This is a genomic window from Streptomyces sp. JNUCC 63 (assembly GCF_054366325.1).
Genome location: NZ_CM135963.1, coordinates 7,409,004 through 7,435,200 on the forward strand (window position 1 = coordinate 7,409,004; position 26,197 = coordinate 7,435,200).

General features: G+C 73.3%; 25 protein-coding genes and 2 pseudogenes. 12 read left to right on the top strand and 15 right to left on the bottom strand.

The genetic code is table 11. The features are described 5' to 3' along the window. Positions 1–172: 172 nt before the first annotated feature. The 4 genes from ACX25U_RS34235 to ACX25U_RS34250 all read left to right on the top strand — a co-directional run bounded on the left by ACX25U_RS34235 (position 173) and on the right by ACX25U_RS34250 (position 3,659). On the top strand, positions 173–592 hold the full coding sequence (locus ACX25U_RS34235) for an Hsp20/alpha crystallin family protein (protein WP_454385832.1): 420 nt from the start codon (positions 173–175) through the stop codon (positions 590–592). A gap of 125 nt (positions 593–717) precedes the next feature. Beyond that, entirely contained in the window at positions 718–975 is a 258-nt protein-coding gene (locus tag ACX25U_RS34240) for an SHOCT domain-containing protein (protein ID WP_454385834.1), read from the top strand. Between the two features lie 349 nt (positions 976–1,324). Next, positions 1,325–1,954 carry a TetR/AcrR family transcriptional regulator gene (locus ACX25U_RS34245; RefSeq protein ID WP_454385836.1) on the top strand — a complete coding sequence of 210 codons (630 nt, stop codon included), beginning with the start codon at positions 1,325–1,327 and terminating at the stop codon, positions 1,952–1,954. Positions 1,955–1,985: 31 nt separating this feature from the next. Next, on the top strand, positions 1,986–3,659 hold the full coding sequence (locus ACX25U_RS34250) for an FAD-binding dehydrogenase (RefSeq protein WP_454385838.1): 1,674 nt from the start codon (positions 1,986–1,988) through the stop codon (positions 3,657–3,659). 19 nt (positions 3,660–3,678) lie between these two features. Here the strand turns inward: ACX25U_RS34250 and ACX25U_RS34255 are convergent. Beyond that, positions 3,679–3,966 (bottom strand): annotated as a pseudogene (locus tag ACX25U_RS34255) (DUF488 domain-containing protein); the annotation flags it as partial. A 100-nt stretch (positions 3,967–4,066) separates the two neighbouring features. Between ACX25U_RS34255 and ACX25U_RS34260 the strand changes: the two are divergent. Next, entirely contained in the window at positions 4,067–4,519 is a 453-nt protein-coding gene (locus ACX25U_RS34260; RefSeq protein WP_454385840.1) for a DUF6098 family protein, read from the top strand. Between the two features lie 28 nt (positions 4,520–4,547). On the opposite strand, the gene ACX25U_RS34265 is transcribed toward ACX25U_RS34260, so the two are convergent. Beyond that, positions 4,548–4,799: a WhiB family transcriptional regulator gene (locus ACX25U_RS34265; protein WP_388349574.1), complete on the bottom strand. Its 252-nt coding sequence runs from the start codon at positions 4,797–4,799 to the stop codon at positions 4,548–4,550. A gap of 127 nt (positions 4,800–4,926) precedes the next feature. After that, positions 4,927–6,144, bottom strand: a complete 1,218-nt coding sequence (locus ACX25U_RS34270) for a saccharopine dehydrogenase family protein (protein WP_454385843.1) — start codon at positions 6,142–6,144, stop codon at positions 4,927–4,929. Positions 6,145–6,259: 115 nt separating this feature from the next. Between ACX25U_RS34270 and ACX25U_RS34275 the strand changes: the two are divergent. Both ACX25U_RS34275 and ACX25U_RS34280 read left to right on the top strand, forming a co-directional pair. Further along, positions 6,260–6,955 (top strand): annotated as a pseudogene (locus ACX25U_RS34275) (TetR/AcrR family transcriptional regulator); the annotation flags it as partial. 100 nt (positions 6,956–7,055) lie between these two features. Further along, positions 7,056–8,372, top strand: coding sequence for an MFS transporter (locus ACX25U_RS34280; RefSeq protein ID WP_454385845.1), 1,317 nt, complete (start codon positions 7,056–7,058; stop codon positions 8,370–8,372). Here the strand turns inward: ACX25U_RS34280 and ACX25U_RS34285 are convergent. The 5 genes from ACX25U_RS34285 to ACX25U_RS34305 form a co-directional block, all read right to left on the bottom strand. Further along, positions 8,360–8,830 (bottom strand): cyclic nucleotide-binding domain-containing protein, encoded by a 471-nt coding sequence (locus ACX25U_RS34285; RefSeq protein ID WP_454385847.1) that lies wholly within the window; start codon positions 8,828–8,830, stop codon positions 8,360–8,362. The two genes, ACX25U_RS34280 and ACX25U_RS34285, sit on opposite strands and share 13 nt — an antisense overlap. A gap of 101 nt (positions 8,831–8,931) precedes the next feature. Then, positions 8,932–9,942, bottom strand: a complete 1,011-nt coding sequence (locus tag ACX25U_RS34290) for a cytochrome d ubiquinol oxidase subunit II (RefSeq protein ID WP_454394645.1) — start codon at positions 9,940–9,942, stop codon at positions 8,932–8,934. A gap of 28 nt (positions 9,943–9,970) precedes the next feature. Then, complete coding sequence (locus ACX25U_RS34295; RefSeq protein WP_454385849.1) at positions 9,971–11,377, bottom strand: cytochrome ubiquinol oxidase subunit I; 1,407 nt, start codon at positions 11,375–11,377, stop codon at positions 9,971–9,973. Positions 11,378–11,611: 234 nt separating this feature from the next. Further along, on the bottom strand, positions 11,612–13,090 hold the full coding sequence (locus ACX25U_RS34300) for an aminotransferase class I/II-fold pyridoxal phosphate-dependent enzyme (RefSeq protein WP_454385851.1): 1,479 nt from the start codon (positions 13,088–13,090) through the stop codon (positions 11,612–11,614). Positions 13,091–13,154: 64 nt separating this feature from the next. Continuing rightward, positions 13,155–13,376 (bottom strand): 3-deoxy-D-manno-octulosonic acid transferase, encoded by a 222-nt coding sequence (locus ACX25U_RS34305; protein WP_454385852.1) that lies wholly within the window; start codon positions 13,374–13,376, stop codon positions 13,155–13,157. Between the two features lie 173 nt (positions 13,377–13,549). Between ACX25U_RS34305 and ACX25U_RS34310 the strand changes: the two genes are divergently transcribed. The 5 genes from ACX25U_RS34310 (at position 13,550) to ACX25U_RS34330 (ending at position 16,780) form a co-directional block, all read left to right on the top strand. Next, complete coding sequence (locus ACX25U_RS34310; RefSeq protein ID WP_454385853.1) at positions 13,550–13,996, top strand: ATP-binding protein; 447 nt, start codon at positions 13,550–13,552, stop codon at positions 13,994–13,996. A 242-nt stretch (positions 13,997–14,238) separates the two neighbouring features. Beyond that, the gene (locus ACX25U_RS34315; protein WP_454385854.1) at positions 14,239–15,102 is read left to right on the top strand and encodes a SigB/SigF/SigG family RNA polymerase sigma factor; all 864 of its coding nucleotides are present in this window, start codon (positions 14,239–14,241) and stop codon (positions 15,100–15,102) included. A 30-nt stretch (positions 15,103–15,132) separates the two neighbouring features. Next, a complete protein-coding gene (locus ACX25U_RS34320; protein WP_454385855.1) occupies positions 15,133–15,318 on the top strand; it encodes a DUF5133 domain-containing protein in 186 nt (61 codons plus the stop codon). Positions 15,319–15,421: 103 nt separating this feature from the next. Next, the gene (locus ACX25U_RS34325) at positions 15,422–16,258 is read left to right on the top strand and encodes a DUF1206 domain-containing protein (RefSeq protein WP_454385856.1); all 837 of its coding nucleotides are present in this window, start codon (positions 15,422–15,424) and stop codon (positions 16,256–16,258) included. A 90-nt stretch (positions 16,259–16,348) separates the two neighbouring features. Then, entirely contained in the window at positions 16,349–16,780 is a 432-nt protein-coding gene (locus ACX25U_RS34330; protein ID WP_454385857.1) for a hypothetical protein, read from the top strand. 732 nt (positions 16,781–17,512) lie between these two features. On the opposite strand, the gene ACX25U_RS34335 is transcribed toward ACX25U_RS34330, so the two are convergent. From ACX25U_RS34335 to ACX25U_RS34365, 7 genes are all read right to left on the bottom strand, one after another. Beyond that, positions 17,513–19,765, bottom strand: a complete 2,253-nt coding sequence (locus tag ACX25U_RS34335; protein WP_454385858.1) for an FUSC family protein — start codon at positions 19,763–19,765, stop codon at positions 17,513–17,515. A gap of 113 nt (positions 19,766–19,878) precedes the next feature. Beyond that, positions 19,879–21,252, bottom strand: a complete 1,374-nt coding sequence (locus ACX25U_RS34340; protein ID WP_454385859.1) for an NAD(P)/FAD-dependent oxidoreductase — start codon at positions 21,250–21,252, stop codon at positions 19,879–19,881. A 176-nt stretch (positions 21,253–21,428) separates the two neighbouring features. Next, the gene (locus ACX25U_RS34345) at positions 21,429–23,213 is read right to left on the bottom strand and encodes a SpoIIE family protein phosphatase (protein ID WP_454385860.1); all 1,785 of its coding nucleotides are present in this window, start codon (positions 23,211–23,213) and stop codon (positions 21,429–21,431) included. Next, complete coding sequence (locus ACX25U_RS34350; RefSeq protein ID WP_454385861.1) at positions 23,210–24,277, bottom strand: SpoIIE family protein phosphatase; 1,068 nt, start codon at positions 24,275–24,277, stop codon at positions 23,210–23,212. Before ACX25U_RS34350 ends, ACX25U_RS34345 begins: the two co-directional genes overlap by 4 nt. Continuing rightward, complete coding sequence (locus tag ACX25U_RS34355; protein ID WP_454385862.1) at positions 24,277–24,717, bottom strand: anti-sigma regulatory factor; 441 nt, start codon at positions 24,715–24,717, stop codon at positions 24,277–24,279. The genes ACX25U_RS34350 and ACX25U_RS34355 overlap by 1 nt, the downstream gene beginning before the upstream one ends. Continuing rightward, positions 24,717–25,136 (bottom strand): STAS domain-containing protein, encoded by a 420-nt coding sequence (locus ACX25U_RS34360; protein ID WP_454385863.1) that lies wholly within the window; start codon positions 25,134–25,136, stop codon positions 24,717–24,719. Before ACX25U_RS34360 ends, ACX25U_RS34355 begins: the two co-directional genes overlap by 1 nt. Further along, entirely contained in the window at positions 25,133–26,032 is a 900-nt protein-coding gene (locus tag ACX25U_RS34365) for an STAS domain-containing protein (protein ID WP_454385864.1), read from the bottom strand. The genes ACX25U_RS34360 and ACX25U_RS34365 overlap by 4 nt, the downstream gene beginning before the upstream one ends. Positions 26,033–26,197: the final 165 nt, after the last annotated feature.

Sequence of the window (26,197 nt, forward strand, 5' to 3'; positions counted from 1 at the left end):
CGCACGAGCTGGACCTGCGGGGCAACCGACGACGGCCCCGACGTCACCGGCCGGCGCTCCACCGTGGGACGCGCGCCAGGGCCGGGCGGGCCCCCGTATCGGCCCGGTCGGCCCTCCCCCTACCGGCCCGCACGCGGGATCCTGGTAGTGGCAAGGACAAGAGGAGGCCGAGATGAGCGGCGTGATCGAGCGGCTGCCTGCCTGGCCGACGCTGCCGGACCTGTTCGGCTGGGTCGAGACCGGATTCCCGGGTGGGCACGCCCCGGGTCTGCACGGCATCCGGATCGAGGAGCACATGGCCGACGGGACGTACGTCCTGAGGGCCGAACTCCCGGGTGTCGACCCCGAGAAGGACGTCGAGATCACCGTCACCGAAGGGGTCCTGACCCTGCGCGCCGAGCGCAGTGAGGAGTCCACGCAGAAGCACCGCACCGAGTTCAGCTACGGCACCTTCGCCCGTTCCGTCCGGCTGCCGGCCGGTGCCGAGGGCGACGAGGCGACCGCGGAGTACAAGGACGGAGTGCTGACCATCACGGTCCCGGTCCCGGAGGAGAAGGCGGGCGCCAGGGCCATCCCGGTACGGCACGCCTGAGAGCGGGAGGCGTCGATCCGTACCCCGAGTGCGCGGCCGGGGGACCACCGGCCGCGCTCTCACGCATCCGCGGCCGGGGGCACCCTGGGAAGCAGGTGGTGACGATGTATTGGTACCCGCATGGCATGAACGGCTGGGGCTGGTTCGCCATGAGCCTGGGGACGGTGCTCTTCTGGGCACTGCTGATCGCCGTCGGCGTGTTCTTCTTCCGGGCCCTGCAGCGCGGCGCCGAGCGGCCGCGTGTGCACGGCGACGCCTGGCACCCCACGCCCGAACAGCTGCTGGCCGAGCGTTTCGCCCGGGGTGAGATCGACGAGGACGAGTACCGGCGCCGGCTGGACGTCCTCCGGCAGAACTCCAGGCCGGCCGGGCACTCGCCCTGAACCTGGCGAGCACTGCGCGTGCGTCACGATGCAGGGCAACCGCGGTGCGCCACCGGAGCCGAACGGCCCTGCCGGGCTCCCGGAAGCAGCAGCCCCACGAGCGCCGCCCAGGGGCGGCGACGGCAGCAAGGACGGGAGCCGTGAGCCCGGGAACGGCGGCGGCCTCCCGCGGGTTCGGGCGGTCGCCGGTGAGCATCACGATCCGTCCGATGCCGGCCGTGCGCAGCCGGCGCAGTGGGCCGCGCCGCTCTCACCGGCGCCCGGGCCGGCGACAGCAGATGACGCTTCCGGCAGGCGCTTGAATCCATGCGTGTATCCGATACATTCGTGTATCGAACGGAGGTCCGGCATGGCGGTCGAGGGCGCACACCCGCGCGTCACCGGACGCCGGCTGCGCACGCGGGCCAAGCTGCTCGACGCCGCGTTCGCCGTCTTCGCCGCCAAGGGATTCGGCCGGGTGTCGATCGAGGAGGTCTGCGAGGCGGCCGGCTACAGCAGGGGCGCCTTCTACTCCAACTTCACCACCCTGGACGAGCTGTTCTTCGCCCTGTACCGGCAGCGGGCCGAGCTGATCGCCGACCAGGTGGCCGGGGCGCTCGCCGCCGACGGCCCCGACCTCGACGTGCCCGCCGCCGTCGACCGGGTCACCGAGGTGTTGCTGCTCGACCTGGACTGGCTCCTGGTCAAGACGGACTTCCTGGTGCACGCCGCCCGCCGCCCGGCCGTGGCCCGGACCCTGCTGGAACACCGGGCGCGGCTGCGCGGCGCCATCGCCGACCGGCTCGCCCGGGCCCATGGCCACACCGCACTGCCCGCCGTCCTCGGTGACCCCGACAGCGCCGCCCACGCGGTCGTCGCCGCGTACGACGGAGTCACCACCCGACTGCTGCTGGACAAGGACGTCGAGGGCGCCCGCGCCTGGCTGGGGCAGTTGCTCACCGCGCTGCTCACCGACGGCAGCGGCACCACCGCACCGTGAACACGAGAAAACCGAGAAGGGAACGGTCGCCATGGACGCGGACGTCATCGTCGTCGGAGCCGGCCTCGCGGGCCTGGTCGCGGCACACGAGCTGACCAGCCGGGGCCGCAGGGTCGCCCTCGTCGACCAGGAGAACGCCGCCAACCTCGGCGGGCAGGCGTACTGGTCCTTCGGCGGGCTGTTCCTCGTCGACTCCCCGGAGCAGCGCAGGCTGGGCGTCAAGGACTCCTTCGAGCTGGCCTGGAACGACTGGCAGGGCAGCGCCCGGTTCGACCGGCTGGAGGACGAGGACTCCTGGGCGGTGCGCTGGGCGCGCGCCTACGTCGAGTTCGCGGCGGGGGAGAAGCGGTCGTGGCTGCGGAGCCACGGCATCACGCTGCTGCCCACGGTCGGCTGGGCCGAGCGCGGCGATCTGCGCGCCGACGGCCACGGCAACTCCGTACCGCGCTTCCACATCGCCTGGGGCACCGGCACGGGCGTCGTGGAACCCTTCGCCGACCACGCCCGGCAGGCCGCCCGCGACGGGCTGCTCACCTTCCACCACCGGCACCGGGTGGACGAACTCGTCATCGAGGACGGCGCGGCGTGCGGGGTGCGCGGCACGGTCCTGGCCCCCGACGACGCGCCGCGCGGAGTCGCCTCCAACCGGGAGGGGACGGGCGCGTTCGAGCTCACCGCCCAGGCCGTGATCGTCACCACCGGCGGCATCGGCGCCAACCACGACATCGTCCGCCGCCACTGGCCCGCGAGACTCGGCACGCCCCCTTCGGAGATGGTCACCGGCGTCCCCGCCTACGTCGACGGCCGGATGCTCGACATCAGCGCGGAGGCGGGCGTCCGCCTCGTCAACCGCGACCGCATGTGGCACTACACCGAGGGCGTGCGGAACTGGAACCCGATCTGGCCCGGCCACGGCATCCGCATCCTGCCCGGCCCGTCCTCCATCTGGCTCGACGCACTCGGCCGCCGGCTGCCCGACCCCTGCCTGCCCGGCTACGACACGCTGAGCACCCTCAGACATCTGCGCACCACCGACGACCTCGCCGGCCACGACCACTCCTGGTTCGTGCTGACCCGGAAGATCGTCGAGAAGGAGTTCGCCCTGTCGGGCTCCGAGCAGAACCCCGACATCACCGCCAAGGACCGCAAGGCCGTGCTGCGCGACCGGCTGCTCGGCAAGGGCGCGCCCGGACCCGTACGGGACTTCCTGCGGCACGGCGCGGACTTCGTGATCGCCGACACCCTCGAGCAGCTCGTCGAGAAGATGAACGGCCTGACCGGCAAGCCGCTCCTGGACGCGGCCGAGGTCAAGCGCCGGATACAGGCCCGCGACCTGCAGATGACCAACCCCTACAGCAAGGACGCCCAGGTCCAGGGCATCCGCAACGCCCGCCGTTACCCGGGCGACCGCCTCGGCCGGGTCGCCACCCCGCACCGCATCCTGGACCCGGCGGCCGGCCCCCTGATCGGCGTCAAGCTGCACATCCTGACCCGCAAGACCCTCGGCGGCATCCAGACCGACCTCGACTCGCGTGCACTCGGCACCGACGGGCAGGTGATCGACGGCCTGTACGCGGCCGGCGAGGTCGCCGGGTTCGGCGGCGGGGGCGTGCACGGCTACAACGCCCTGGAGGGCACCTTCCTCGGCGGGTGCCTGTTCTCCGGGCGCGCGGCGGGGCGGGACGCGGCACGGCGGACCGCCTGACCGGGGCGGGGCGGCGGGCTCGCTTCTCCAGCAGGGCGGCCGGCACCGCGGCCCGGCTCTCCTCCGGTGCCTTGGAGGCGGTCAGCGGCGCCACATGGCCCCGGCGGGCCGGCTTCCTGAGGTGGTCGAGCGGTTCGGCGGCCTCGGGCGCGGCGAGCTCCGCCTCGTGAGGGCGCCGGAACTCGTCGTACGACCTCTCGCCGCCGTGGTGCCGGCGGCGCAGCTCGGTCGACGGCGTCATCGCCTTCGGCCACTCGTCGATGTGCGCGTCCTCCTTGGAGATGCCGCGCGGCCAGAGCCGGTTCACCGCCCGCCACCGCGCGAAGCGCGGAACGAGTGATTCCGGACTGGTTCCGGGCGCCTCGTGCGGGTACCCCGAGCGCCTGAGGGAGGAGGGAGATCACGAGATGAGCGCATCGGACGACGAGCTGCGGGTCGTGCACGAGCTGGCCGAGCTGGCCGCTCTCGTCGAGCAGCACCGGGGACTGTACGTCCGCTGGTCGCGTGGCCCCGGGACGGATCTCGGCGCCACCTCCAGCACCGACGAGCTCACGGGCGTCGCGATGACGGGCCTGTCGGCCAACCCCCTCGACGTGGAGGAGTGGTGGCAGGACCGGTCCCTGCGGCTGTGGGTGGCGCGCCGGCTGTACGACTACGCGCACCTGCCCCATGAGAAGGGCCCCGGCGTGCGCCCCTGGGTCCTCAAGGGCCATGAGCGGGGCCGGGGGCCCGACAACGAGCCGCTGGTGGTCGACGCGCAGCCGCTGTGCTGGATCGACTCCGGCGTCATCGGGGAGGCGCGGGCCGAGGTGGAGCGGCAGGAGGCGGAGTGGGGGCCGCTGCGTCGCTCCGGACACTGACGGCCCCCGCCGCTCCCCGCCGCTCCGGCTACCCGGAGCGGCGCCGCGCCGCCGCGCGCCGTTTCAGCGCGCGCCGTTCGGTCTCACTCGTGCCGCCCCACACCCCGATGCCCTGGTCCGTGTCCAGCGCCCACTGCAGGCACTCCTCCCGGACGGGACAGCGTCGGCAGACCGCCTTGGCCTGCTCGGCCTGCAGCAGCGCCGGACCGGTGGTTCCGAGCGGGAAGAAGAGGTCGGGGTCCTCGTGGCGGCATGCGGCGTGGTCTCGCCAGTTGCCCATGAAAAGTCACCTGCGATCGAATGTCGTCCGGCCTTGACATATACGTACTCGCCTTCGGGTCTCCGGACGACGCGCGGGTGAAACAGGGCATTCCATCAGACGGCGGACCTTCGCCGAATCCCCACACTCACTGCTCGCGCACGCCCCACGGGGAGCCGTACTCCGTCAGCAGGTCCAGGAAGGGGCGGGCCGGGAAGGCCTCCGGGCCGAGCACCCCCGCCCCGGTCCACGCCCCGGTGGCCACCAGTTCCAGGGCGACCACGGGGTTGACCGCCGTCTGCCACACCACGGCCTGGCAGCCGTACTCGGCCATGGACCACTGGTTGTCGACCACGTGGTACAGGTACACCTCGCGCGGCGCGCCGTCCCGGGTGCCGCGCACCCAGGTGCCCGCGCAGGTCTTGCCGTGCATCCGCTCGCCCAGCGTCGCCGGGTCGGGCAGACAGGCGGCGACGACGTCCCGGGGCGAGACGGCGACCGGCCCGTCCGGGCCCGGCACGGTGACCGGGTCGGTGCGGTCCAGGCCCAGCAGGTGCAGCGTCTTGAGGGTGTCGATGAACTCCCGGCCCAGCCCGTACTTGAAGGTCACGCGCTTCGCGTCGACCCAGCGCGGCACGAGCAGCACCTCCTCGTGCTCCACGTTCACGCACTCGACCTCGCCGATGCCCTCCGGGAAGTCGAACACCTCCGGCTCGCTGAACGGCTCGGTGGTGAACCAGCCCCGCCCGGACTCGTACACCACCGGCGGGTTCAGGCACTCCTCGATGGTGGTCCAGATGCTGAACGACGGAGCGAAGTCGTAGCCCTCCACGGTCAGGTTCGCACCGTCGCGGACGCCGATCTCCTCGATCTCGTCGAAGAGCTCGTCGGCCGCGTACCGCGCGAACACATCGGACAGGCCCGGCTCCACGCCCATGCCGACGAGCGCCAGCGCGCCCGCCTTCTCCCACTCCTTCGCCAGCGCGAACTGCTCGTCGCCGAGCTTGACCCCGCACTCCTCGTACGGCCGCTCGGTGTGCGGCCGGGACAGGGACATCGCCATGTCCAGATAGCCGGCGCCGGCCGCGCGGGCCGCCCGGAACAGAGGCATGACGAAACGCGGGTCGGTCGCGTTCAGCAGCATGTCGCAGCGGTGCCGGGCGAGCAGGTCGGCCACCGCCGCCTCGTCGCTCGCGTCGACGCGCTCGGCGACGAACCGGCGGTCGTCACCGACCGCCGCCACGGCGGACTCGGCGCGCCCCCGGTCGTAGTCGGCGACGACCATCGCCTCGAAGAACGGGCGGCGGGCCGCGATCCGGGTGATCGCGGTGCCCACACCACCGGCTCCCACGAGCAGTACACGCATGACGAGAACTCCCTCTCGGTCTCGGTCAGGGGATGGACTAGGAGGCCTCCGACCTCGATACAAGTGCGTCGCCCCGGTAAGGTCAATGGCGTTGGCATAAGAGCGGGGAGGCCCCATGCCCAAGCCGGTGGTTCCCGAGGAGAAGCGACGGCGCCGCCGCCCCACCCGGAGCGGCACCGTGCTGTCCGAGCACCTGATCGTCGACACCGCGCTGCGCCTGCTGCGCGAACACGGCAGCACGGGGCTCACCGCCCGCCGGCTCGGCCTGGCGCTCGACTGCGACCCGAGCACCCTGTACCGGTACTTCCGCGGCATGGACGATCTCACCCTGGCCATCGGCGACGCCCTCATCGGCCGGGCGCTGCACGGCTGGCAGGCCACCGGCGACTGGCGGGCCGATCTGCGCGAGGTGGGCCTGCGCATCCACTCCGCCTACGTCGCCCACCCGCAGGCCGCGCTGGTGACCGCCAACCGCGTCACCGGCCGGGCCAACGAGCTGGCCGCCGACGAGGCCGTCCTGGACGTGCTGCGCAGGGCCGGCTTCCCGCTGCCGGACACCGTGCGGATCTACCACGCCTTCGTCGACCAGACCCTGGCCTTCGCCGCCCTCGACGCCGCATCCCTGGCCCTGCCGAGCACCGCTCTGCGCGCCGACGAGGCGATGTGGCGCTCCACGTACGCCCGCCTGCCCGCCGCCACCCACCCGCGCATCGCCGAGGCGGCACCTCTGCTCGCCACCCGCATGGTCACCAGCGCCTACCCGACCGCCCTGGGCATGCTCCTGGACAGCGCGGCGGCCCAGCTGGAGCGCCTGCGCGCGGACAGGGCCGGAACCAGGGGGGCCGAGGGCACAGCCGGTGCTGAGATAGTGAATCCCCCACCGATAGATGTACTGACCAACCAGGAAACCCGTGGACACCAGCGAGAGCACCGACAGCAGCACCCCGCCGCACCCTGACGACACCGACGCACCGGAGCCCTCCAGAGTCGGCCGACACGGATGGCGCCGCTGGGCCATGGACACCCGCCCGCTGCGCCGCCCCGCCTTCCGCCGGCTGTGGTCCTCGACCATCGTCACCGCGGTCGGCAGCCAGCTCACCGCCGTCGCCGTGCCCAAGCAGATCTACGACATCACGGGCTCCTCCGCCTGGGTCGGCTACGCCAGCCTCGCCGGTCTGCTGCCGATGGTCGTGTTCGCGCTGTGGGGCGGCGCGGTCGCCGACACCATGGACCGCCGCAAACTGCTGCTGATCACCAACAGCGGCATCGCCGTCACCTCGCTGCTGTTCTGGCTGCAGGCCGTCGCCCGGCTCGACTCCGTCGTGGTGCTGATGGTGCTGCTCGCCGTGCAGCAGGCCTTCTTCGGGCTGAACGCCCCGGCCCGCAACGCCTCCATCGCCCGGCTGGTCCCGGCCGGGGAACTGCCCGCCGCCAACGCCCTCGGCTCGACCGTCATGCAGACCGGCCTGGTCGCCGGACCGCTGCTGGCCGGCGCGCTCATCCCCGTCATCGGGCTGCCCGAGCTGTACCTCATCGACGCCGTGGCCCTGTGCGCCACCGTGTGGGCGGTGCTGCGCCTCCCGCCGCTGCCGCCCCTGACGGAACCGGCCGCCCGCCGGGCGGGGCTGCGGGAGATAGCCGCGGGGTTCCGCTACATCTCCGGGCACAAGGTGCTGCTGCTGTCCTTCCTCGCCGACATCATCGCCATGGTCTGCGGCATGCCCCGCGCCCTGTTCCCGCAGCTCGCCGCCGAGACGTACGCCTCCTACGGCGAGGGCCTGGCGCTCGGCCTGCTGTTCGCGGCCATTCCCATCGGCGCGGTGATCGGCGGGCTGTTCTCCGGCACCTTCTCCCGGGCGCGACGGCACGGCTGGATGGTGATCGGCGCGGTCACCGCCTGGGGAGTGGCCGTCGCCGGTTTCGGGCTGAGCCGCAGCCTGTGGGTCGCGGTGGCGTTCCTCGCGGTCGCCGGCATCGCCGACATGGTCTCCATGGTCTTCCGCGGCGCCATCCTGCTGTCCGCCGCCACCGACGACATGCGCGGCCGGATGCAGGGCGTCTTCACGGTCGTCGTCGCGGGCGGCCCGCGCCTGGCCGACGTGCTGCACGGCACGGCCGGCTCGGCCTTCGGCCCCCGCGCGGCCGTCACCGGCGGCGGCCTGCTGGTCGTCGCCCTGATGCTGGTCCTGGCGGCGGCCGTACCGGCGCTGCGCCGCTACCGGATCTGACCCCTGCCGGCGGAGCGCCGGGACACCTCGTACTGCTCCAGCAGCTTGCCCCGGGTCATCTCCAGCCGGTGGGCGAGGACCTCGGCGACGGTGCGCACCAGTGACAGCCCGAGCAGCGGATCCTCCACACACAGGGCGAGCACCGCCGAGGCGTCGAACTCGTAGGCGCGCACCGGGCTGAACGCCTCCGCACCGAAGTCCCACTGGTACGGCGGGAACAGCCAGGACCAGCCGAGCAGGTCGCCCGCACCCAGGCTCGCCACCTTCACCCGGCGCGTGGGCGTCACCTGCTGGTCCAGGTGTACGTCGCCGGAGCGGATGACCCAGAAGCGGTCGGCCGTGCCGCCCGCCTCGAAGATCCTGGCGTCCTCGGGGAAGGAGACCTCCCGCGCGATCTCCATCAGGCGTTCGCGCTGCTTCTGGGGGAGGGCGGTCAGCAGTTTTATCGCTTTGGTCATGGCCCGGGGCTCCTCGCCGGCGATTGGTTCCGCGCATGTGCCTCATGCCCATTTCAGCGGCTGCGAGCGCCTCGGGCACCTCGGCGGAGGCGACTTGACGCTCACCGCGGCGAGGCCTGTTCGGGCGACCCGCGCTGGAAGGTGGCGTACAGCAGCCACAGCGAGGGCACCAGCACCACCGCGCCGACGCCCAGCGAGGCCAGGACCGCCGTCAGGACGGAGCCGTTCGCCGCGGCCTGGGACACCGTGGTGCTGCCGACCAGCATGGCCGGGTACTGGGCCGCACCCCAGGCCCACAGGATCGCGGCGACGGCCAGGGCGGCGGCTCCGCGGGCGGCCACGAAGCGGCGGCGGGCCAGCAGGGCGAGACCGGTCAGGCCCGCCACCGCGCTGAGGATCACCAGGGGCAGCGCCCGGTGGGTCAGCCCGTGGAACAGCTGCGGGGCGTCCGCGTGCAGCACACCGATGCCCGCCAGCGCCACGGCGCCCGCCGCCACCCCGCTGATCACGGCGTCGCGGGCGAAGGCCGCGGCCAGTTCGGGCCGCCCCTCGCGGTCCGCGTCGGCACACAGGTACACCGCCGCAAGGTGCGCACAGGTCACCACGGCCAGCACTCCGCCCAGCAGCGAGGTCGGATTGAGCCAGCCGGTCACCACATCGCCCCGGGCGAGGCCCGGCGGGACACGCCCTGAGGCGACACCGCCCGCGACCGTGCCGAGGAAGAACGGCGTGAGCAGCGACGACAGCGCGAAGCACGCCCCGAACAGCCGCTGCTGCCACAGTTCGGTGCTGGCCTTGCGGAAGGCGAAGGCGGCGCCCCGCGCGATGATGCCGAGCGCCGCCAGGGTCAGCGGGATGTACAGCGTGGACATCACCGCGGCGAACACCGGGGAGAACGCCGACCACAACATCACCACCACGAAGATCAGCCACACGTGGTTGGCCTCCCACACCGGCCCGATGCTGTGCTCGATCAGCCCGCGCCGCTCCCGCCCGCGCTCGGGGCCGCCGGCCAGCAGGTCCCACACCCCGGCGCCGAAGTCGGCCCCGCCGAACAGGGCGTAGCAGGTCAGTCCCACCCACATCACGGCGAGCGCCGCGTCCGTGAGCACGGTCACCTCCAAAGGGTCGTGGGAGGGTTCAAACGACGGGATACCGTGCGACGTCCCCCTCCTGCGGGGCGCGCGGCACCGGAGTGCCCCGGGCCAGACGGCGCAGTACGTACACGGTGGCCACGGTCATGGCGGCGTACACCGCCAGTACCAGCCACAGCCCCGTCATCAGTCCCGGAGCGGGGTTGACGGCGTCCCGTACGCTCATCACGCCGTACACGATCCACGGCTGACGGCCCAGCTCGGTCACGCTCCAGCCGCACTCCAGCGCCACCACCGCGGCCGGGCCGGTCAGAGCGGCCAGTGCCAGGAACAGGCGGGGTGTGGACAGTTCGCCGCCGGTGCGGCGGCGGTGCCACCACTGCCACAGCAGCCATACGCCCATGAGCAGCAGGAAGAAGCCGGCGGCGACCATCAGGTCGAAGGCCCAGTGCACGCCGGTGACCGGCGGCCGCAGAGCGGGCGGCACGCGGTCCAGGCCCCGCACGACGGTGCCGGGGGAGTAGCCGACCAGCAGGGACAGGCCGTTGGGGATCTCCAGGCCGTACTTCAGCCCGTGGTCGCCCGTCACGCCGCCGAGGGTCAGCGGGACGTGCGAGCCGGTCCGGTACACGCCCTCGGCCGCGGCGAGCTTGGTCGGCTGGTAGTCGGCCAGGAATCGCGCTGCCCAGTCACCGACGACGATCTGGAACGGAGTCGCGATCGCCCCCAGCGTGAAAGGGATGAAGAACCCCGCCCGGTGGTAGGCGTCGCGGCGCCCGCGCAGCAGGGCCACCGCGTACACGGAGGCCGCCAGGAACGAGGCCACCATGAAGGCCGCCAGGATCATGTGCACGGTCTGCGGCGGGCTGGCCGGGTTGAGCATCGCCGCCCACGGGTCGACGTGGACGACCCCTCCGTCGCGCAGGGTGAAGCCGCGCGGCTGGTTCATCCAGGCGTTGGCGCACACCACGAAGAACGCCGACACGGTGCCCGCGATCACGATGGGGACGCCGGTCAGCAGATGGCGGCGGGGCGGCAGCCGGTCCCAGGCGTACAGATAGATGCCGAGGAAGATCGCCTCGAGGAAGAAGGCGATGCCCTCCAGGGCGAACGGCAGCCCGATCACCTGGCCGAACCTGCCCATCAGCCCCGGCCACAGCAGCCCCATCTCGAAGCTGAGGATGGTCCCGGAGACGGCGCCCACCGCGAACAGCACGCCCATGGCGCGCGCCCACCGGCGGGCCAGCAGCCGGTGGGCCGGATTGCCGGTGCGGATGCCGTACCACTCGGCCAGCAGCGTCAGCGCCGGCAGCCCGACGCCGAGGCAGGCCACGATGATGTGCCAGGCGAGCGAGAAGCCCATCTGCGCCCGCGCCGCCGCCAGATCGCCCTCCGACACCCGGCGGGCCGCGTCCGCGGCGAGCACTCCCGGGCCGAAGAGCACAGTGCGCATCACGAGAAGTGCCAGTACCCGGATCGGACCGTACGAACCGGCGTCTACCGGAATGAAGCGGGCGAGCGTGAAAAAGCCCTGGCTGGACGGGGGAAGCCAGCCAGGGCCGTTTGCGGCGGCGTACGGGGGACGCCTCGGGTCGACCCCGTCCGCCGCGTATGGATGAACCGTAAACTATCTCGGTTCGATTCACGCAGCCGGGACCCGTTCACGTGATCGGACTCACTCCACCGGTCACCCGGCGTCACCCGCGACCACCCTGACCCTCTCCAGTTCGGGATCACTGGCGTCCGGGAGGTTCATTCCGGCCGCAAGGCCTGTCGTCAGGTAGCGGAGCACCGCCCTTGTCAGTCGCTCGCCCGGCAGAACGGCCGGGATCCCCGGCGGGTACGGTGTGATCGTCTCCGCGGCGATCCGCCCGGCGGCCTCGGCCACCGGTACGTCCTCGGTGGGACCGAAGAACGCGTCCCGCGGCAGCCGCGCCTGCCCCATGCGCAGCGCGGACGGCTCGGGCACGTCCACCCGCGGGGCGGGGGGGAGGTCCGGCGCGGCGCCGGCCAGGCTCTTCAGCGCGGCCGGCAACTCCTGGATCGTCTCGTGGTCGTCGCCGTGGGTGATCTGCACGCCGATGCGGCGATGGTCCGTCAGATGGGCGTCGACGCCGCGGTGTTCCCGCAGCCAGTCGGCCGCCTGGTAGCCGGTGACCCCGAGCCCGGTGACGTCGATGACGACGGGCAGGGGGTCGAAGTCGTCGGCCAGGCCGGGGCCGCAGAAGTCGTCGCGGTCGTTGACGTGCATCCCGTCGATCTCCTCGATCGCCGAGCGCACCTCGGCCGCCAGCTTCAGCGCGCCGCCCATGACCTCCTGCCCGCGCAGGGCCATCTGCCGGCGCCAGCCGTCCAGACCGGCGTAGATCAGCACCGACGGGCTGGTGCTGCCCAGCAGGTCCGCGCGCATCTTCAGCAGCGCGGGCGGGACGAGGTCGCCGCCCAGATGGAAGACGGATCCCTGTTCGAGGCCGCTGCCCATCTTGTGGATGCTGGTCACGCAGATGTCGGCGCCTGCGTCCATCGCCCAGGACGGCAGGTCCGGGTGGAAGGGCAGGTGCGCGCCCCATGCCTCGTCCACGACCAGCGGCACCCCGCGCCGGTGGCAGACCTCGGCCACCGACGGCAGGTCCGCGCAGGCCCCGTACGGGGTGGGGCTGGTGATCAGCGCGCCCTTGGCGTCCGGGTGGGCGTCGAAGGCCTGCTCGAACTCCGCGGACGACGGCGGATGGGCGATATGCCGCCCGGCGTCCCAGCGGGGCTCCACCCAGACGGGTTCGATGCCGGACAGGATCAGACCGGACGCGACCGACTTGTGGGCGTCCCGGCCGATCAGCAGCTTCTCGTGCGGGCCCGCGACGGCCAGCATCGCCGCCTTCACGGACAGGGAGCTGCCGCAGGTGGTGAAGAACGTGTGCTCGGCGTGGACGGCGTCCGCCATCAGCTCCTCGGCGCGCTCCAGCACCCGGCCCCGGGTGAGCCGGTCGTCCAGGCCGCCCGAGGCCAGTACGTCCCCCAGGAAGACCGCGTCGCCCAGCACCTCGCGCACCGCGGGATCGGCGCCGCGGGCCTGCTTGTGCCCGGGAGGCGTGAAGGACAGCCTGCCCACGCGGCGGTAGTCGACAAGTGCTTCCAGAACCGGTGCTCGGGTGTGGTCCACAGACATGGAGGCGCGGGTACCCCGGCCGCCGGCCGGTACGCGCCGCGCCGCCGCGGCCCGCGGGCGCCGGTCAGCCCTGTTCGGCGTGCCTGCCCGGGGTGAGGATCTCGTCCAGCACCCGCAGCACGGTCTCGTACGTCATGACCCGCACGGCCGCTTCGCGCGCGGCGTCCGGATCGGTCGCCCCGAGGGTGTCGCGGCGGTCCTGCCATCGGTGCTCCTCCTCCACCGCGCAGGTCCTGGCGCGCTGGATGCGCCGCAACAGCTCGTCTGAGTCCACGACTTCGGTCATGTCCTCCCCCTACCCGCTCGGGCGCACTGTGATGGCCCTCCCGTGTGCCGCCGATGTGGAGGTTTGGCGGGGCGTGCCGAGGCTAGCCGGACTGGGAGGACCCGCGACGCCGCACAGGCGCGGGTCTCCCGCCGGGTCCGGCTTCCTTCTTCACCACCCAGGGAGCGAGGAGAATGTGCGAGAAGCACTGGACCACCCCCGTCGTCGAGGTGCCGTGTGCCGCGGACGGCTCCGGGCAGTCCCGGCCGTGCCAACCGGCCGACGCCCGCCGGGCGGTGGAACGCGCGATCGACGAATGCTGCCGTGCGCGCCGCACCCCGTGTGACGTGCACGCCCTCTCCGACGCCCAGCTCGTCGCCTCGGAGCTCACCACCAACGCGATCCTGCACGGCGGCGGCGTGACCGGCTTCCACGTCGACCTCGTCGGGTGCGGTGTGCGGGTCTGCGTGAGCGACCGCAGCGACCGGCTGCCGGTGGTCCGGCCGCCCGTGGACCGCGAGGGCCGGCGCCGGGTCGGCGGGCGGGGCTGGCCGATCGTGTGCCGGCTGGCCCGTGACGTCCAGGTCTGCGACCTGCCATCCGGTGGCAAGTGCATCAGCGCAGTGGTGCCGCTGTCCTGAGCCACCCTGCCTCCGCCCTGGCCGCACACCGCCGGCGGCTTCCCGCAACTTGCCCGGTGCAAAGAATTCCGGGAAGCGGAGTTTGTCCCCTCCGCCGCCGGGCAGACGGAATCTCGTGCTTCGGACCGGAGGCGCGTCAGCGGGAGCGACACTGCTGCCCCGGTAGGCCCTCCGGGTGACCGGGCGGCATCACACCTTCCGCGGTAAGTCCCTGAAACCCCCATGTCCAGGAGCGATCCCGCATGCTCATTGACAGGTCGACAAGCCGTGCCGACACCCCCGAGGACCAGGCCGCTCCCGCCCGGCGGCCGCACGACGACGCCCCCGACACCGCCGCCCTCTTCAGGCGCCTGGCCGCTCTGGAGGACGGGCCGGACCGGGAGGCCGTCCGCGACGAACTCGTGACCGCGTGGCTGCCCATGGCGCACCGCATCGCCGGCCGCTTCCGCGACCGCGGCGAGTCGATCGAGGACCTGCGGCAGGTGGCGGCGCTGGGCCTGGTCAAGGCCATCGACCGGTTCGACCCGGACCGCGGGGCCTTCGAGAGCTACGCCGTGCCGACCATCACCGGCGAGGTCAAGCGGCACTTCCGGGACCGGATGTGGGCGCTCCGGGTGCCGCGCCGGGTGCAGGAACTGCGCAACAAGGTGCGCGTGGCGCGCCGCGAGCTCACCCAGAACCCCGGCAGCCCCGAGCCCTCGGCCGCCGCCATCGCCGCGCACACCGGGCTGACCGAGGACGAGGTCAACACCGGGATGGAGGCCCTCGACAGCTTCAGCACCCTGTCCCTGGACGCCGAGATGTCCACCGGCGGCGACGGGTACAGCCTCGTGGACACCCTCGGCGCCTCGGACTCCTCGTACGACGTCGTGGTCGACCGGGAGTCCGCCAAGGAAGGACTGCGCAGGCTTCCCGAACGCGAACGCGCCATTCTCTACATGCGCTTCTTTGAGGACATGACACAAAGTCGCATCGCGGACCGGCTCGGTATCTCCCAGATGCACGTCTCCCGGCTCATCAGCCGCAGCTGCGCCCGCGTACGCAACGAGGTGCTGGCCGAGCGGACCAACCGCCGCGGAGGCGGACCGCGGCCGGCGGCCGTCTGACAACCGACAGGAGAGCGATACCGAGTGCTGATGCCCCACCCCGAGTTCCTGCGTAAGCTCATCGCCGCCTACGGGACGGCGCCGGCCGAGAGCGCGCGGGCGCGGGACCTGGCGTACACGCTGTGCGTGTCGACCGGGACCCGCGACGTGAACCTCGCCCTGCGGACCGCCCACCGCATGCTCGCGCCCGCCGGAGCCGCCCCGCTGACGGTCTGACGGACGCCCACAGGCACGAGCTGCCCGTATGCGCACCAGGCGCGTACGGGCAGCTCGTGTGTGGAGCCGGGCGCCCGGGGCATCCGCATGGCCGGAGGTGGAGATGGACACGAGTGCCATGGCCCGCCCTGAACGGACGCGGGTCCGGCGGGTCGCGAAGGGATCGGTGATCGAGGGAGCCGCGCGGGCGGGACTGGTCGCGTGGGGTGCGATCTACCTGCTGGTGGGCGTGCTGGCGCTGCGGATCGCCTTCGGCGACGGTACGCGGCAGGCGGACCGCGGCGGTGCGCTCGCCGCGCTCGGGGACGAGCCGTTCGGGGCCGTGCTGCTGTGGGCGCTGGGCATCGGGCTGTCCGGCATGGCGGTGTGGCAGCTGTCCGAGGCGGTGTGGGGCACCACGGGCCCGGACGGCCGCAAGCCCCGCAAGCGGCTGGCCTCGCTGGCCCGCTGCGTCTTCTACGTCTGCGTGGCCTGGTCCGTGCTGTGCTTCGCGGCGGGCTCCGGCGGCGGCAGCCGGTCCGGCGACGCGCAGTCCCGTGACCTGACGGCCCGGGCCATGACCGTGCCCGCCGGTCAGTGGCTGGTCGGCGCGGTGGGCGTCGGGATCGTCGTGATGGGCGTGTGGATCGGAGTGCAGGCGCTGCGGCGCCGCTACCACGACGAGCTCAAGTCGGGGGCGATGTCGCCGAGGATGCGCCACCTGGTGGACGTGACCGGGGTCGGCGGGGGCGTGGCCCGCGCCCTGGTGTTCGCCGTGGCGGGGGTCTTCGTGGTGCGGGCCGCCGTCGACTACCGGCCCGAGCGGGCCAAGGGACTGGACGACACCCTCCGCTCCTTCGCCGACGCCCCGCTCGGCCCCTGGCTGCTGGCACTGGTCGCGGTCGGCTTCGTACTCTTCGGCCTGTTCTCCTTCGCCCTGGCCCGCTGGCGCCGGGTCTGAGCCCGCCTCGGGGTGCGGGCGGTGCCGCGTGAGCCGCGGTCTCCGGCGCGCCCTGCGTCTGAGCTCGCCCGCGCGGGGAACACGGAGCGGATGAACGAAGACGAGCTTCCGTCCGACGGCAGGGCCGTGGAGGTGTACCTCGACCTGCTCCGCGTCCGCATGCCCGAGGAGGACTACGAGCTGTTGCTGGGCGTCGTCGACCCCGTTCTGCGGGCGATCGAGGAACAGGGCGTGCCCTCCGCGGACCTCCCACTGGAGGGCGCCCACGCGCAGGGCCTGCCCCAGGAGATACGCGACGAGGCCGCCCTGGTCATCGCCACCGCGGTCACCGGCCGGCTGGACAACGAGCTGGTCGTCCTCGACATCGAGGAGACCGGCCCGGTCCGGGTGGTCACCGACGCCGCGACCGCCGCCGACCCGGCACGCCTCACCGAGATCGCCGACTACATCCGCGACCGCCACCGGGAGACCGAGGAACTGCGCGGAATCGCCGAAGCCAGCGACATGCCCACCGACTTCTGACCGCACCACTCCGCGGCCCGTCCCGGCAGGGCGTGCCGACCTGAACCGGCACGGCACGCGCCCCGCTCCCACCTGCCTCCCGGCCGGGCGGCTTCCCGCGATGCACTCCGCCCGGGCTCGGCGGCACGCGGGGTTGCCGGTGCCGGTTTGGCATGTCGGTCCGGCTGGTGTCCTGGTCCGGTCTGTGTCTCGGGCGGGCGGCTTTCCGCGATGCACTCCGCCTGGGCTCGGCGGCACGCGGGGTTGCCGGTGCCGGCCCGGTATGTCCGTCTGGCTGGTGTCCTGGTCCGGTCTGTGTCTCGGGCGGGCGGCTTTCCGCGATGCACTCCGCCCGGGCTCGGCGGCACGCGGGGTTGCCGGTGCCGGCCCGGTATGTCCGTCTGGCTGGTGTCCTGGTCCGGTCTGTGTCTCGGCCCGGCGGCTTCCCGTGATGCGCCCCGCCTGGGGCCCGGCCGGCCCGGCATGCGGCCAGGGCCGGCGGTGTGCGTCGCCGCGTGGGTCCCGGCACCGGAATGCCGAGTGGGCGGCCCATGCCCACGACCGCCTCGTGCAGGCGCTGCGGATGTCCTGGCATCCGGTCGGTGACGTGGTCGTACCGGTGGGCGCCGGGTTCCCCTCCGACTCCAGCCGGCCTGAGCCGGCACGGCACGCGTCCCGCTCCGGCCTGTGTCCCGGCAGGCCCGCTCCCGCGGCGCACCCCGCCCGGCCACCCGGCACGTGGCCAGGTGCGCGTCACCGCGTGGGCGCCGGCACCGGAACGCCCAGTGGGCGGGCCAGGCCCACGACCGCCTCGTCCAGGCGTTGCAGATGCCGTAGCACCCGGTCGGTGACGCGGCCGTACCGGGAGGTGCCGGGTGTCCCCTCCGAGTCCAGCAGGGAGGCGATGCTCGGGCCTCGTTCGACCTCGGTGGTGGTGTGCTCGCCGGTCAGGTGTGCGCTGATCGTCGCGATGTTGCGGGTGATCCGGGCGCAGGCCTGGCGCAGCCGGGGATCCCCGGCGATCGACGGGTGGGCGGGCAGCAGTTCGGCGGTCGCCGCCAGCGACCTGGCGTGATAGGCACAGGTCTCCAGGAGCGCCACGACGTACTGGACGGTGTTGCGCCGCGCCCGCATCGGCGTGATCGGATGCGTCAGCGGCTGGGTGGCCCCCCGCAGGTCACCGAGCGCCTTGTCCAGGTCGCGCGCCCGGTCGAGCAGATCGGCCGTCGGCGCGCCGCTGAGCTGCTCGACGGCGGAGTCGGCGACGTCGGCCAGCCGGTCCAGCACCGTGACGAGCAGCTCGTCCGTACGGCGGTGGGTGTGCACCGGCAGCACCAGCGCCGCCGCGATGATCCCGCAGGCCGCGCCGAGCGCCGTCTCCTGTACGCGCAGCACCAGCGTCGCCGCGCTGTACGTGTGCATCAGCGTGTACAGCAGCCCCAGTGCCGCGGTGACGAAGAAGGACATCAGCGTGTACGACAGCGGGGCCGTGTAGAACATCAGGAAGACGAACACCAGCACAAGGCCCAGCGCCGGCCACGTGTACGGCCCGATCAGCCCCGCCAGCACGATGCCGGCCACCACGCCGAGCACGGTGCCCACCAGGCGGCGATAGCCCTTGACCAGGATCTCGCCCGTGGAGGAGGTGTTGATGAAGACGATCCAGCAGGTCAGCACCGCCCAGTACCAGCGCTGGCCGGAGAGGAACTCGCCGCCGACGATGGCCAGCGCCGAACCCACCGAGACCTGCACGGCCGCGCGCGTGGTGGGCCGTTCCAGTCCGGTCGGGGCCTGCTCCTCCCGTTCGGCCTCCTCGGCGCCCGCGATGGCGGCGTTCTCGGCGTCCAGCTCCTCGCGGGAGCGGACCGTCGCGGGCGCGTCGTCGGACTCGTCCTGCGGCTCGTCCAGCGCGATCCTCAGGCCCAGCACCGCGCGGGCGGCCTCGCCGATACCGCGGAAGACGTCCTGCACGGCCGGCGAGGCGGGCGGCAGGTTCTCCTCGTCGCGATAGCCCAGGAGCCGGTTGCGCACGTGGGACATGGCGGTCCCGCCGCCCTCCCCGACGGGCCGCAGTACGAGCATCGCCAGCGCCCGCAGGTCGCGGCGCAGCGTCTCGGTCGCATCGCCCCGCACCGGCAGCCGGCCGCCCGAGGGGACGGGCGCGCCGGGCAGGTGGAGGGTGAGCGTGTTCGCCCGTTCGGCGCTGCGGGCGTTCAGCAGGAGCAGTCCCAGCCGCTCGGCGGCGAGCTCGGCGTCCGCGATCCGCCGCTGCACCAGCCGGGCCACGGCCTCGTCGGAGGCGCCCTCCTGAAGCCGGGACTGGATCATCATGGCCGTCTCGTGCAGCCGGGCCGTGCCCTCGCGCACCGCCTCCAGGACCTTCTCCACCTCGTCCGGGCCGGCGTCCAGCAGCTCCAACTGGGCGCTCACCAGCTGGGCCAGACGTGCCCGGAACGCCTCGCGCAGCCGCTGCAGAATGCCCGCCGGCGTCTCGTACACGATCACGAACCGGACCAGCGCGCTGCAGGCGAACGCGATCGCGATGACGCCGTACAGCCCGGGCAGCGTCGGCGCCGTGGCACCGACGAACAGCGACATGAAGTAGACCTGGAAGCCGATCAGCCCCAGCGCGTTGCCCCGGTCACCGAACCGGCGGCTGTAGACGGCGCAGAAGATCAGGACGACGAAGAAGACGTCCCCGGCCACGACGTACGGGTTGAGCAGCGCGCCGAGCGACAGGGACGCCAGCGCCACCGGAAGGCCGAGGGCGAGCGTGACGGCCTGCCGCCGACGCTGCTTCTCGCGGATGGCGAAGGTGGCCACCATCGACGAGAGCGCCCCGGCCACCAGATGCGTCACGGGCACGCGCAGCACGCCGAGCACGGCCAGCGTCAGCGCGAGCGAACCCGCCGTCCGCGACCCTGCGGCCAGCCTCAGCAGGCCGGGATCGGATGCCGCGATACGATCCCGCAGCCGCACCCAGACCGGCACCTGTGCTGCTCCCACGCCGCCGTACACTCCCGTCCTGCGTCGTGATCCGCTCGCCCAGCATGGCACGCCGCGGCCGGACCGCCCCTTCGCGGCCCGGCCGTCCCCGGCGGGATGGGTCCCGCGCGGTGTCAAAGCCGCCCGGAGTGTTCCCGCGCGACGTACTCCCGCACCTGGTCGGGCGTCATGTACGAGTCGGTGTACTCGAAGTCCTTCAGCTTGGCGGGTTTGCGGGCCTGGAATCCGGTGCGGACGAAATCGTCCCCGGCGACCGCGTTGAGCAGCCAGCTCGTCCCGACCCTGATCTTGGCGACGTTGGTGCGCAGCGCCCCCAGGTGGTAGCCCCGGGTCACCGCCTGGGCGGGCAGCCCGTGCAGTTCCAGGCCAAGGGGCTTGGCGACCGCGTCCTTGCCGCCCAGGTCGACGACCAGGCCCAGGTCCTTGTGCTCGTACGGCCGCATGGGCTGGTTGCGCAGGGTCGCGATGAGGTTCTCGGCGACCTGCTTGCCCTGCCGCGTGGCGTGCTGCGCGGTCGGCGGGCAGACGGCTCCGTCGCCCTTGGCCAGGTCCGGTACGGCCGCGGAGTCGCCGAGCGCGAACACCCCGTCGTAGCCGGGCAGGCACATCTCGGCGGTCACCGCGAGGCGCCCCTTGACCGTGTCCGCGCCGAGAGTGGCGATCAGCGGGCTCGCCACCACGCCCGCGGTCCAGATCAGTGTGCGGGTGGGCACCACCCGGCCGTCGGTGAAGGTGACCTCCTCCGGGCCGGCCTTGGCGATGGACACCCCCAGGGAGATCTCGATGCCCCGGCGGCGCAGGTCCTCCTGGGCGCTGCGGCCCAGCCTGTCGCCCAGCTCCGGCATCAGCTTGGGCGCGATGTCGATCAGATGCCACTTGATCAGCGACGGGTCCAGCCTGGGGTAGCGCTGGACGGCGGCGTGCGTCAGGCGCTGCAGGCAGGCGGCCGTCTCGGTGCCGGCGTACCCGCCGCCGACCACCACGAACTGCAGCCGCGAGGCGCGCTCCGCCGGATCGTCGCTGGCGTCGGCCAGGTCCAGCTGGGAGATGACGTGGTCGCGGATGTAGGCGGCCTCGGCGAGCGTCTTCATGCCGAAGGCGTGGTCCGTCAGGCCCGGGATGTCGAACGTCCGGGTGACGCTGCCGGGGGCCAGCACGATGTAGTCGTACGGCTCGTCGACGATGCGGTCGGTGATGGTGCGGATGACGCAGACCTTGGACCTCAGGTCCACGCCGATGGCCCCGCCCGGGATGATCCGGGTGCGGTACTTCGTGCTGCGGCGCAGGGAGAGGGCGACCGACTGGGGCGTCAGCACCCCCGAGGCGACCTGTGGCAGCAGCGGCAGATAGAGCTGGTAGGAGAACGGCGTCACCAGAGTGATGTCGGCCTCGCTGGGGGAGAGCCTGCGTTCCAGACGGCGGACGCACTCCACGCCGGCGAAGCCTGCGCCGACCACCAGGATCCTGGGTCGTGTCACGGTGTTCATCCCTTCTGCGGCTCCGGGCGGTCTGCCTGGACGTCATGCGACTGCCCTGGATCGCTGCCTTCGCACCTTCGGTCCCACCGTGCCGCCGGTCGCCGTCCGGCACGGTCACCCTCCACGGGTTCCCAAGATCGGGCGCGGTATCGCGCACATGGGTGCCCCAGGCCCCTCCCGGCGGATCAGGGGCGCAGGCGGGACGTGACCTCGGACGGGGGCCGTGCGGCGGGCAGTTCGGCCGCGCCGGTGATGTGCGACAGCAGCAGGCACACGTCGTCGTCGCGTTCGGAGTCGCTCAGCAGGGGGTCCAGGATGCGGTCGGCCGAGCCCTCCAGGTCGGTGTCCAGTTCCGCGGAGCCGAAGGAGCCGAGGGCCGCCGCGAGCCGCTGGATGCCCGGGTCTATGCCCCGCGCCCGCCGCTCCACCAGACCATCGGTGTAGAGCGCCAGCGTCGAGCCGGGGGCCAGGCGGACGGTGTGGTCGCCGATCTCCTGGCGCAGCGGGATGCCGAGCATGGCGCCGGGCCTGGCGTCCAGGATCCGCACCTCGCCGTCCGGCAGGCGCAGCACGGGCGGCGGATGCCCCGCCGCGGCCCAGGTGAGGGTGGGGTCGCCGGGGCGGAAACGGGCGATGACCGCGGTGGCGTACAGGTCGGGCTGCAGATGGTGCAGGAACACGTGCAGCCGGGTCAGCAGCTGGCCGGGGCTGCCGCCGTCGACCGCGTAGGCGCGCAGCGCGGTGCGCAGCTGGCTCATCATCACGGCCGCGTGCAGCCCGTGCCCGGTGACGTCGCCGATGACGGTGATCAGGCTGCCGTCGGGCTGCCGGAAGGCGTCGTACCAGTCCCCGCCGATGTTCAGCCCGTGCGTGGCCGGCAGATAGCGCGCCGCCAGGGCCAGGCCCGGCGTGGTCGGCAGGTCGGTGAGCAGCGCGCGCTGCAGCGTCTCGGCGATGTCGCGGTTGTGCTCGAAGCGGCGCGCGTTGTCGAGGGCGATGCTGGCCCGGCGGGTCAGCTCGATCAGCATCACGGCGTCGTCCGGGTCCCAGCGCTCCCCGGGCGGCGACAGCGTCAGCACACCCAGCGGCGCCCGCCGGGTGAGCAGCGGGATGCACAGCAGCGGCCGCTTCGGGTTCAGCGCCGACGGCGGCTGGTCGTCGACGCCCGGCAGGTTGCCGGAGTGGTCGGCCGCATACTGCGGGCGCCCGGTGCGGGCCGCGAGCACGGCGGCCGCCGGATGCGGCGCGGACGCGTGTCGCTCGTCCTCCTGGTCGAACAGCCATACGTCGAGGCTGCCGGCGTACCGGGGCACCAGCAGGTCCGGCAGCCGGCGCACGATCTCCTCGTGGTTGAGCGAGGCGTTCAGCACGGCACTGGCGTCCGCCAGGAACGTCAGTCTGCGCCGGGCGTCCTCCGCCTCGGTGCGTGCCTTGCGCTCGGCGGCGAACGCCTCGCGCTGCGCCCGTCCGGCCGCGTCCAGCTCGGCGTGCAGCGCCAGGACGCCCTGGTTGGTCTGGTGCAGCTCCTCCCGGTGGAAGGCGACCAGCTCCTCCTGCTCGGCGAGCTTCTCCAGCGTCAGCGCGGTGTCCTCGTCGGCGCCCAGCAGCGCCTCGGCCAGGACGGCAGGGTCGTCCGGTACGTCGGCGTCCGGCAGCCGGCCGTCCGGCACCTGTCCGGTCTCGGGGCAGGCGACGGAGGTCCGCCAGGGCGGTTCCCCGGCGGCGCTCGCCTCCCGGTCCGGGGTCAGCGTCAGGTGCAGGAGCCCCTCGTCGGCGCCGGATGCCGGGCCCTGGAGGGTGAGCCGCCAGGTGCCGCCCTTGGTCAGGCACTGGCGCAGCCGGGCGCTGAGGTCGGTGGCCAGCCGGGTGCGGCCGAGCGCGGGCACACCGCAGGCGGTGACCAGGCGGGCGACGGCGATACGGGCCCGCGCCGCGTCGGTGACGGTGCTGATCTGCCATGTACGCGTCATGGACGCCCCGCCGGGGTGGGGGCCAGAACGGCCACGGCGGTGTCGTCCCGTACCGGGCGGGCGGAGCTGCCGGCGTCCCGGATGGTCACGGCGGCCGTCACCGCCGGGTCGGCGGCGCGCACATCCGGCTCGGACGGCGGGGTCCAGCGGCTCGGCAGCCCGTCGCTGTGCAGGACCAGCAAGCTGTCGGCGGTCCAGTCCAACCGCGTCTCGGGCAGCCTCGCGGGCCGGTGCGCGCCGACGATGCCCGGCCGGGACAGCAGATGGCGCCAGGTGTCGCCCTCGCGCAGCCGGGCCCCGACGTTGCCGACGCCGGAGAAGCACAGCCGTCCGGCGTCCAGGTCGAGCTGGGCCAGGGCGACGGCCGCGCCCCGGGTGCCGCGCAGCGCCGTGTCGAGCCGGCCGAGCAGGTCCGCCGGGGTCAGATGGGCGGCGCCGCGCAGCGTTTCGACCGCCGTGGAGGAGGCGTGGGCGGCCTCCGGGCCGTGACCCAGGCCGTCGGCCAGCATCAGGGTGAGCCGGCCCCCGGCCCGCACCCACGTCCAGACGTCACCCGAGTGGTCCGCGCCCCTGAAGGGGATGTTGATCCCGCCCGCACGCACCGGGGCCACCGGCTCCCGGACCGCGGCCCCGGCACGCCGGTCGGCGGCGCCGATCCGGGCCAGCGCCACCGTGCCCCGGCCGGGTGCGCTGTGCAGGTGGAAGTCGTCGGCGGCCCGCCGGCAGGTGCCGAGGCCGGCACCGAGCGACCGGGTCGTGGAGAACCCGTCGCGCAGCGCGGCGGCGACGTCGGCGATGCCCGGCCCGTGGTCGACCGCCGCCACCTGCACCACCGGCGTCTGCTCCCCGCCTTCCCGCGGCGCGGGCGGCGGGACGACGTCGATGAGGACCTGGCCGCCCTCCGCGTGCTTCAGCAGATTGGTGGCGAGTTCGGTCGCCACCAGCGCGGCGGCAGCGGTACGCGGCTCGTCCAGGCCGGCCAGCGCGGCCGCGCCCTCCGCGGCGACCCGGGCGTCGCGCACCCGGGTCGAGTCGTGCACCGGTACGTCCCACACGCGCGGCATCAGGTCACCCCCCGCGGGTGCGGGGGCCGCGAGGCCCAGGACGTCACGGTGACGGTGGTGCCGGCGCCGGGGGCGCTGTCGATGGCGAACTCGTGCACCAGGCGCCGGGCGCCGCCCAGGCCCATGCCCAGCCCGTCGCCGGAGGTGTAGCCGTCGCTCAGCGCCCGCTCCAGGTCCGCGATGCCCGGCCCCTCGTCGCTGAAGGTCAGCCGCAGCCCGTGCACCCGCCCGCTGACCACGTGCGCCGCCTCCATCTGCCCGCCCCCGCCGTGCACCAGGGCGTTGCGGGCCAGCTCGCTGGCCGCGGTGACCAGCTTCGTCTGGTCCACCAGGCCGAAGCCGAGCTGGGCGGCCGCCTGGCGCACGTGCTGGCGCACCCATACCAAGTCCATGTCCGAGCGGATCGGCAAGCAGGCCTGAACGCCCGCCGCGGTGTCCATCACGGGCTCCCCGGGCGCGTGCCGCCGGGACGGAGCACCGGGTCCGTCCCGCCGAGCAGCCGCAGGGCGTCCTCGGTGGTCAGCGCCGTACGCAGCCCGGGCAGCGTCAGACCCAGCTCCACCATGGTGATCGCCACCGCGGGCCGCATCCCGGCCACCACCGTCTCCGCGGCCAGCAGCCTCGCCTTGGCCGCGATCTCGGCCAGCACCCGGCCGAGGAAGGAGTCGACGATCTCCACGCCGGAGACGTTGATCACCACACCGGTGGCCCGGTTGCCGGCGATGGCCTCGCCGAGGTCCTGCAGGAGCTGATCGGCCGTGCTGTCGTACAGGTCTCCCTGGAGGGTGATCAGGAGCACGTCACCGAGCCGGAGCACCGGCACGTGTCCCGCGGCGGGCCGGGAGAAGCCGGCGGTCACCGCTCACCCACTTTGCCGGCCGACAGGGTGACGATGTCCGTGCCCAGCTTGCGCAGGGCGTAGGCCAGGGCGTCGGCGAGGGTCGCGCGGGTGACCACCGTGCCCAGGTCCAGGCCCAGGTGGACGATGGTCTGCGCGATGGCCGGACGGATGCCGGAGACCACGCACTCCGCGCCCATCAGCCGGGCGGCGGCGACCGTCTTCATCAGGTGCTGGGCCACCAGCGAGTCGACCGTCGGCACCCCGGTGATGTCCAGGATCGCGAAGCGCGCCTGCTGGTCGATGACCGCCTCCAGCAGCGTCTCCATCACCACCTGGCTGCGGGCGCTGTCCAGCGTCCCGATCAGCGGTACGGCCACGACGCCGTCCCACAGCTTGATCACGGGCGTGGCGACCTCCAGCAGCTGCAGCCGCTGCCGGTCGATGAGGGCCTGGCCCTCGTGGAGCGCGGTCTCCAGCACCACCACCCGAAGGGTGCCCATCAGCACCGTCAGGAGGTTCGTGCACTCCCGCAGCAGCTCCGCCGGGGCGTCCGGGAGGTCGGCGAGCAGCAGGTCCAGCACCGGCGGACGCAGGGCGTCCACGTCGTTCGACACCTGTGAGGGAGTCAGGCCCGTACGGGTGCGTGCGGCCCCGATCCTGGCCAGCTGCTCGCGCACCACCACGAACCCACCGGCCTCCGGGTCCGCCGTCCGGCCCGAGGCGGCCACCTGGGCCAGGGCGTCGACCACGGCCCGGCCCGCTTCCACCGCCTCGTCCCGGGAGACGGTGAACACGGTCCGGAAGAGGGTCTCGTCGGCCCAGCGCTGGGCGATCTGCTCCCGGCGGCGGTGCAGGAAGTCCCCGACCTCCCGAGCCGGCGACCCCTGCTGTCCTACCGCTTCCTGCTCCGGCACCCTGTTCAACTCCTCAATCGCGTTCTTCCGCCGCCGGCCCGCCGCAGGCCGGGGAACGGCGGTATGACCCTTGCCGGACGACCACTGTAGTGGCGGGCATACGTCGTACGGCACCGCGTCCGCGGGCTCCGGGCCCGTGATCGAGCGGCGGCCGGGCAGGGGTGT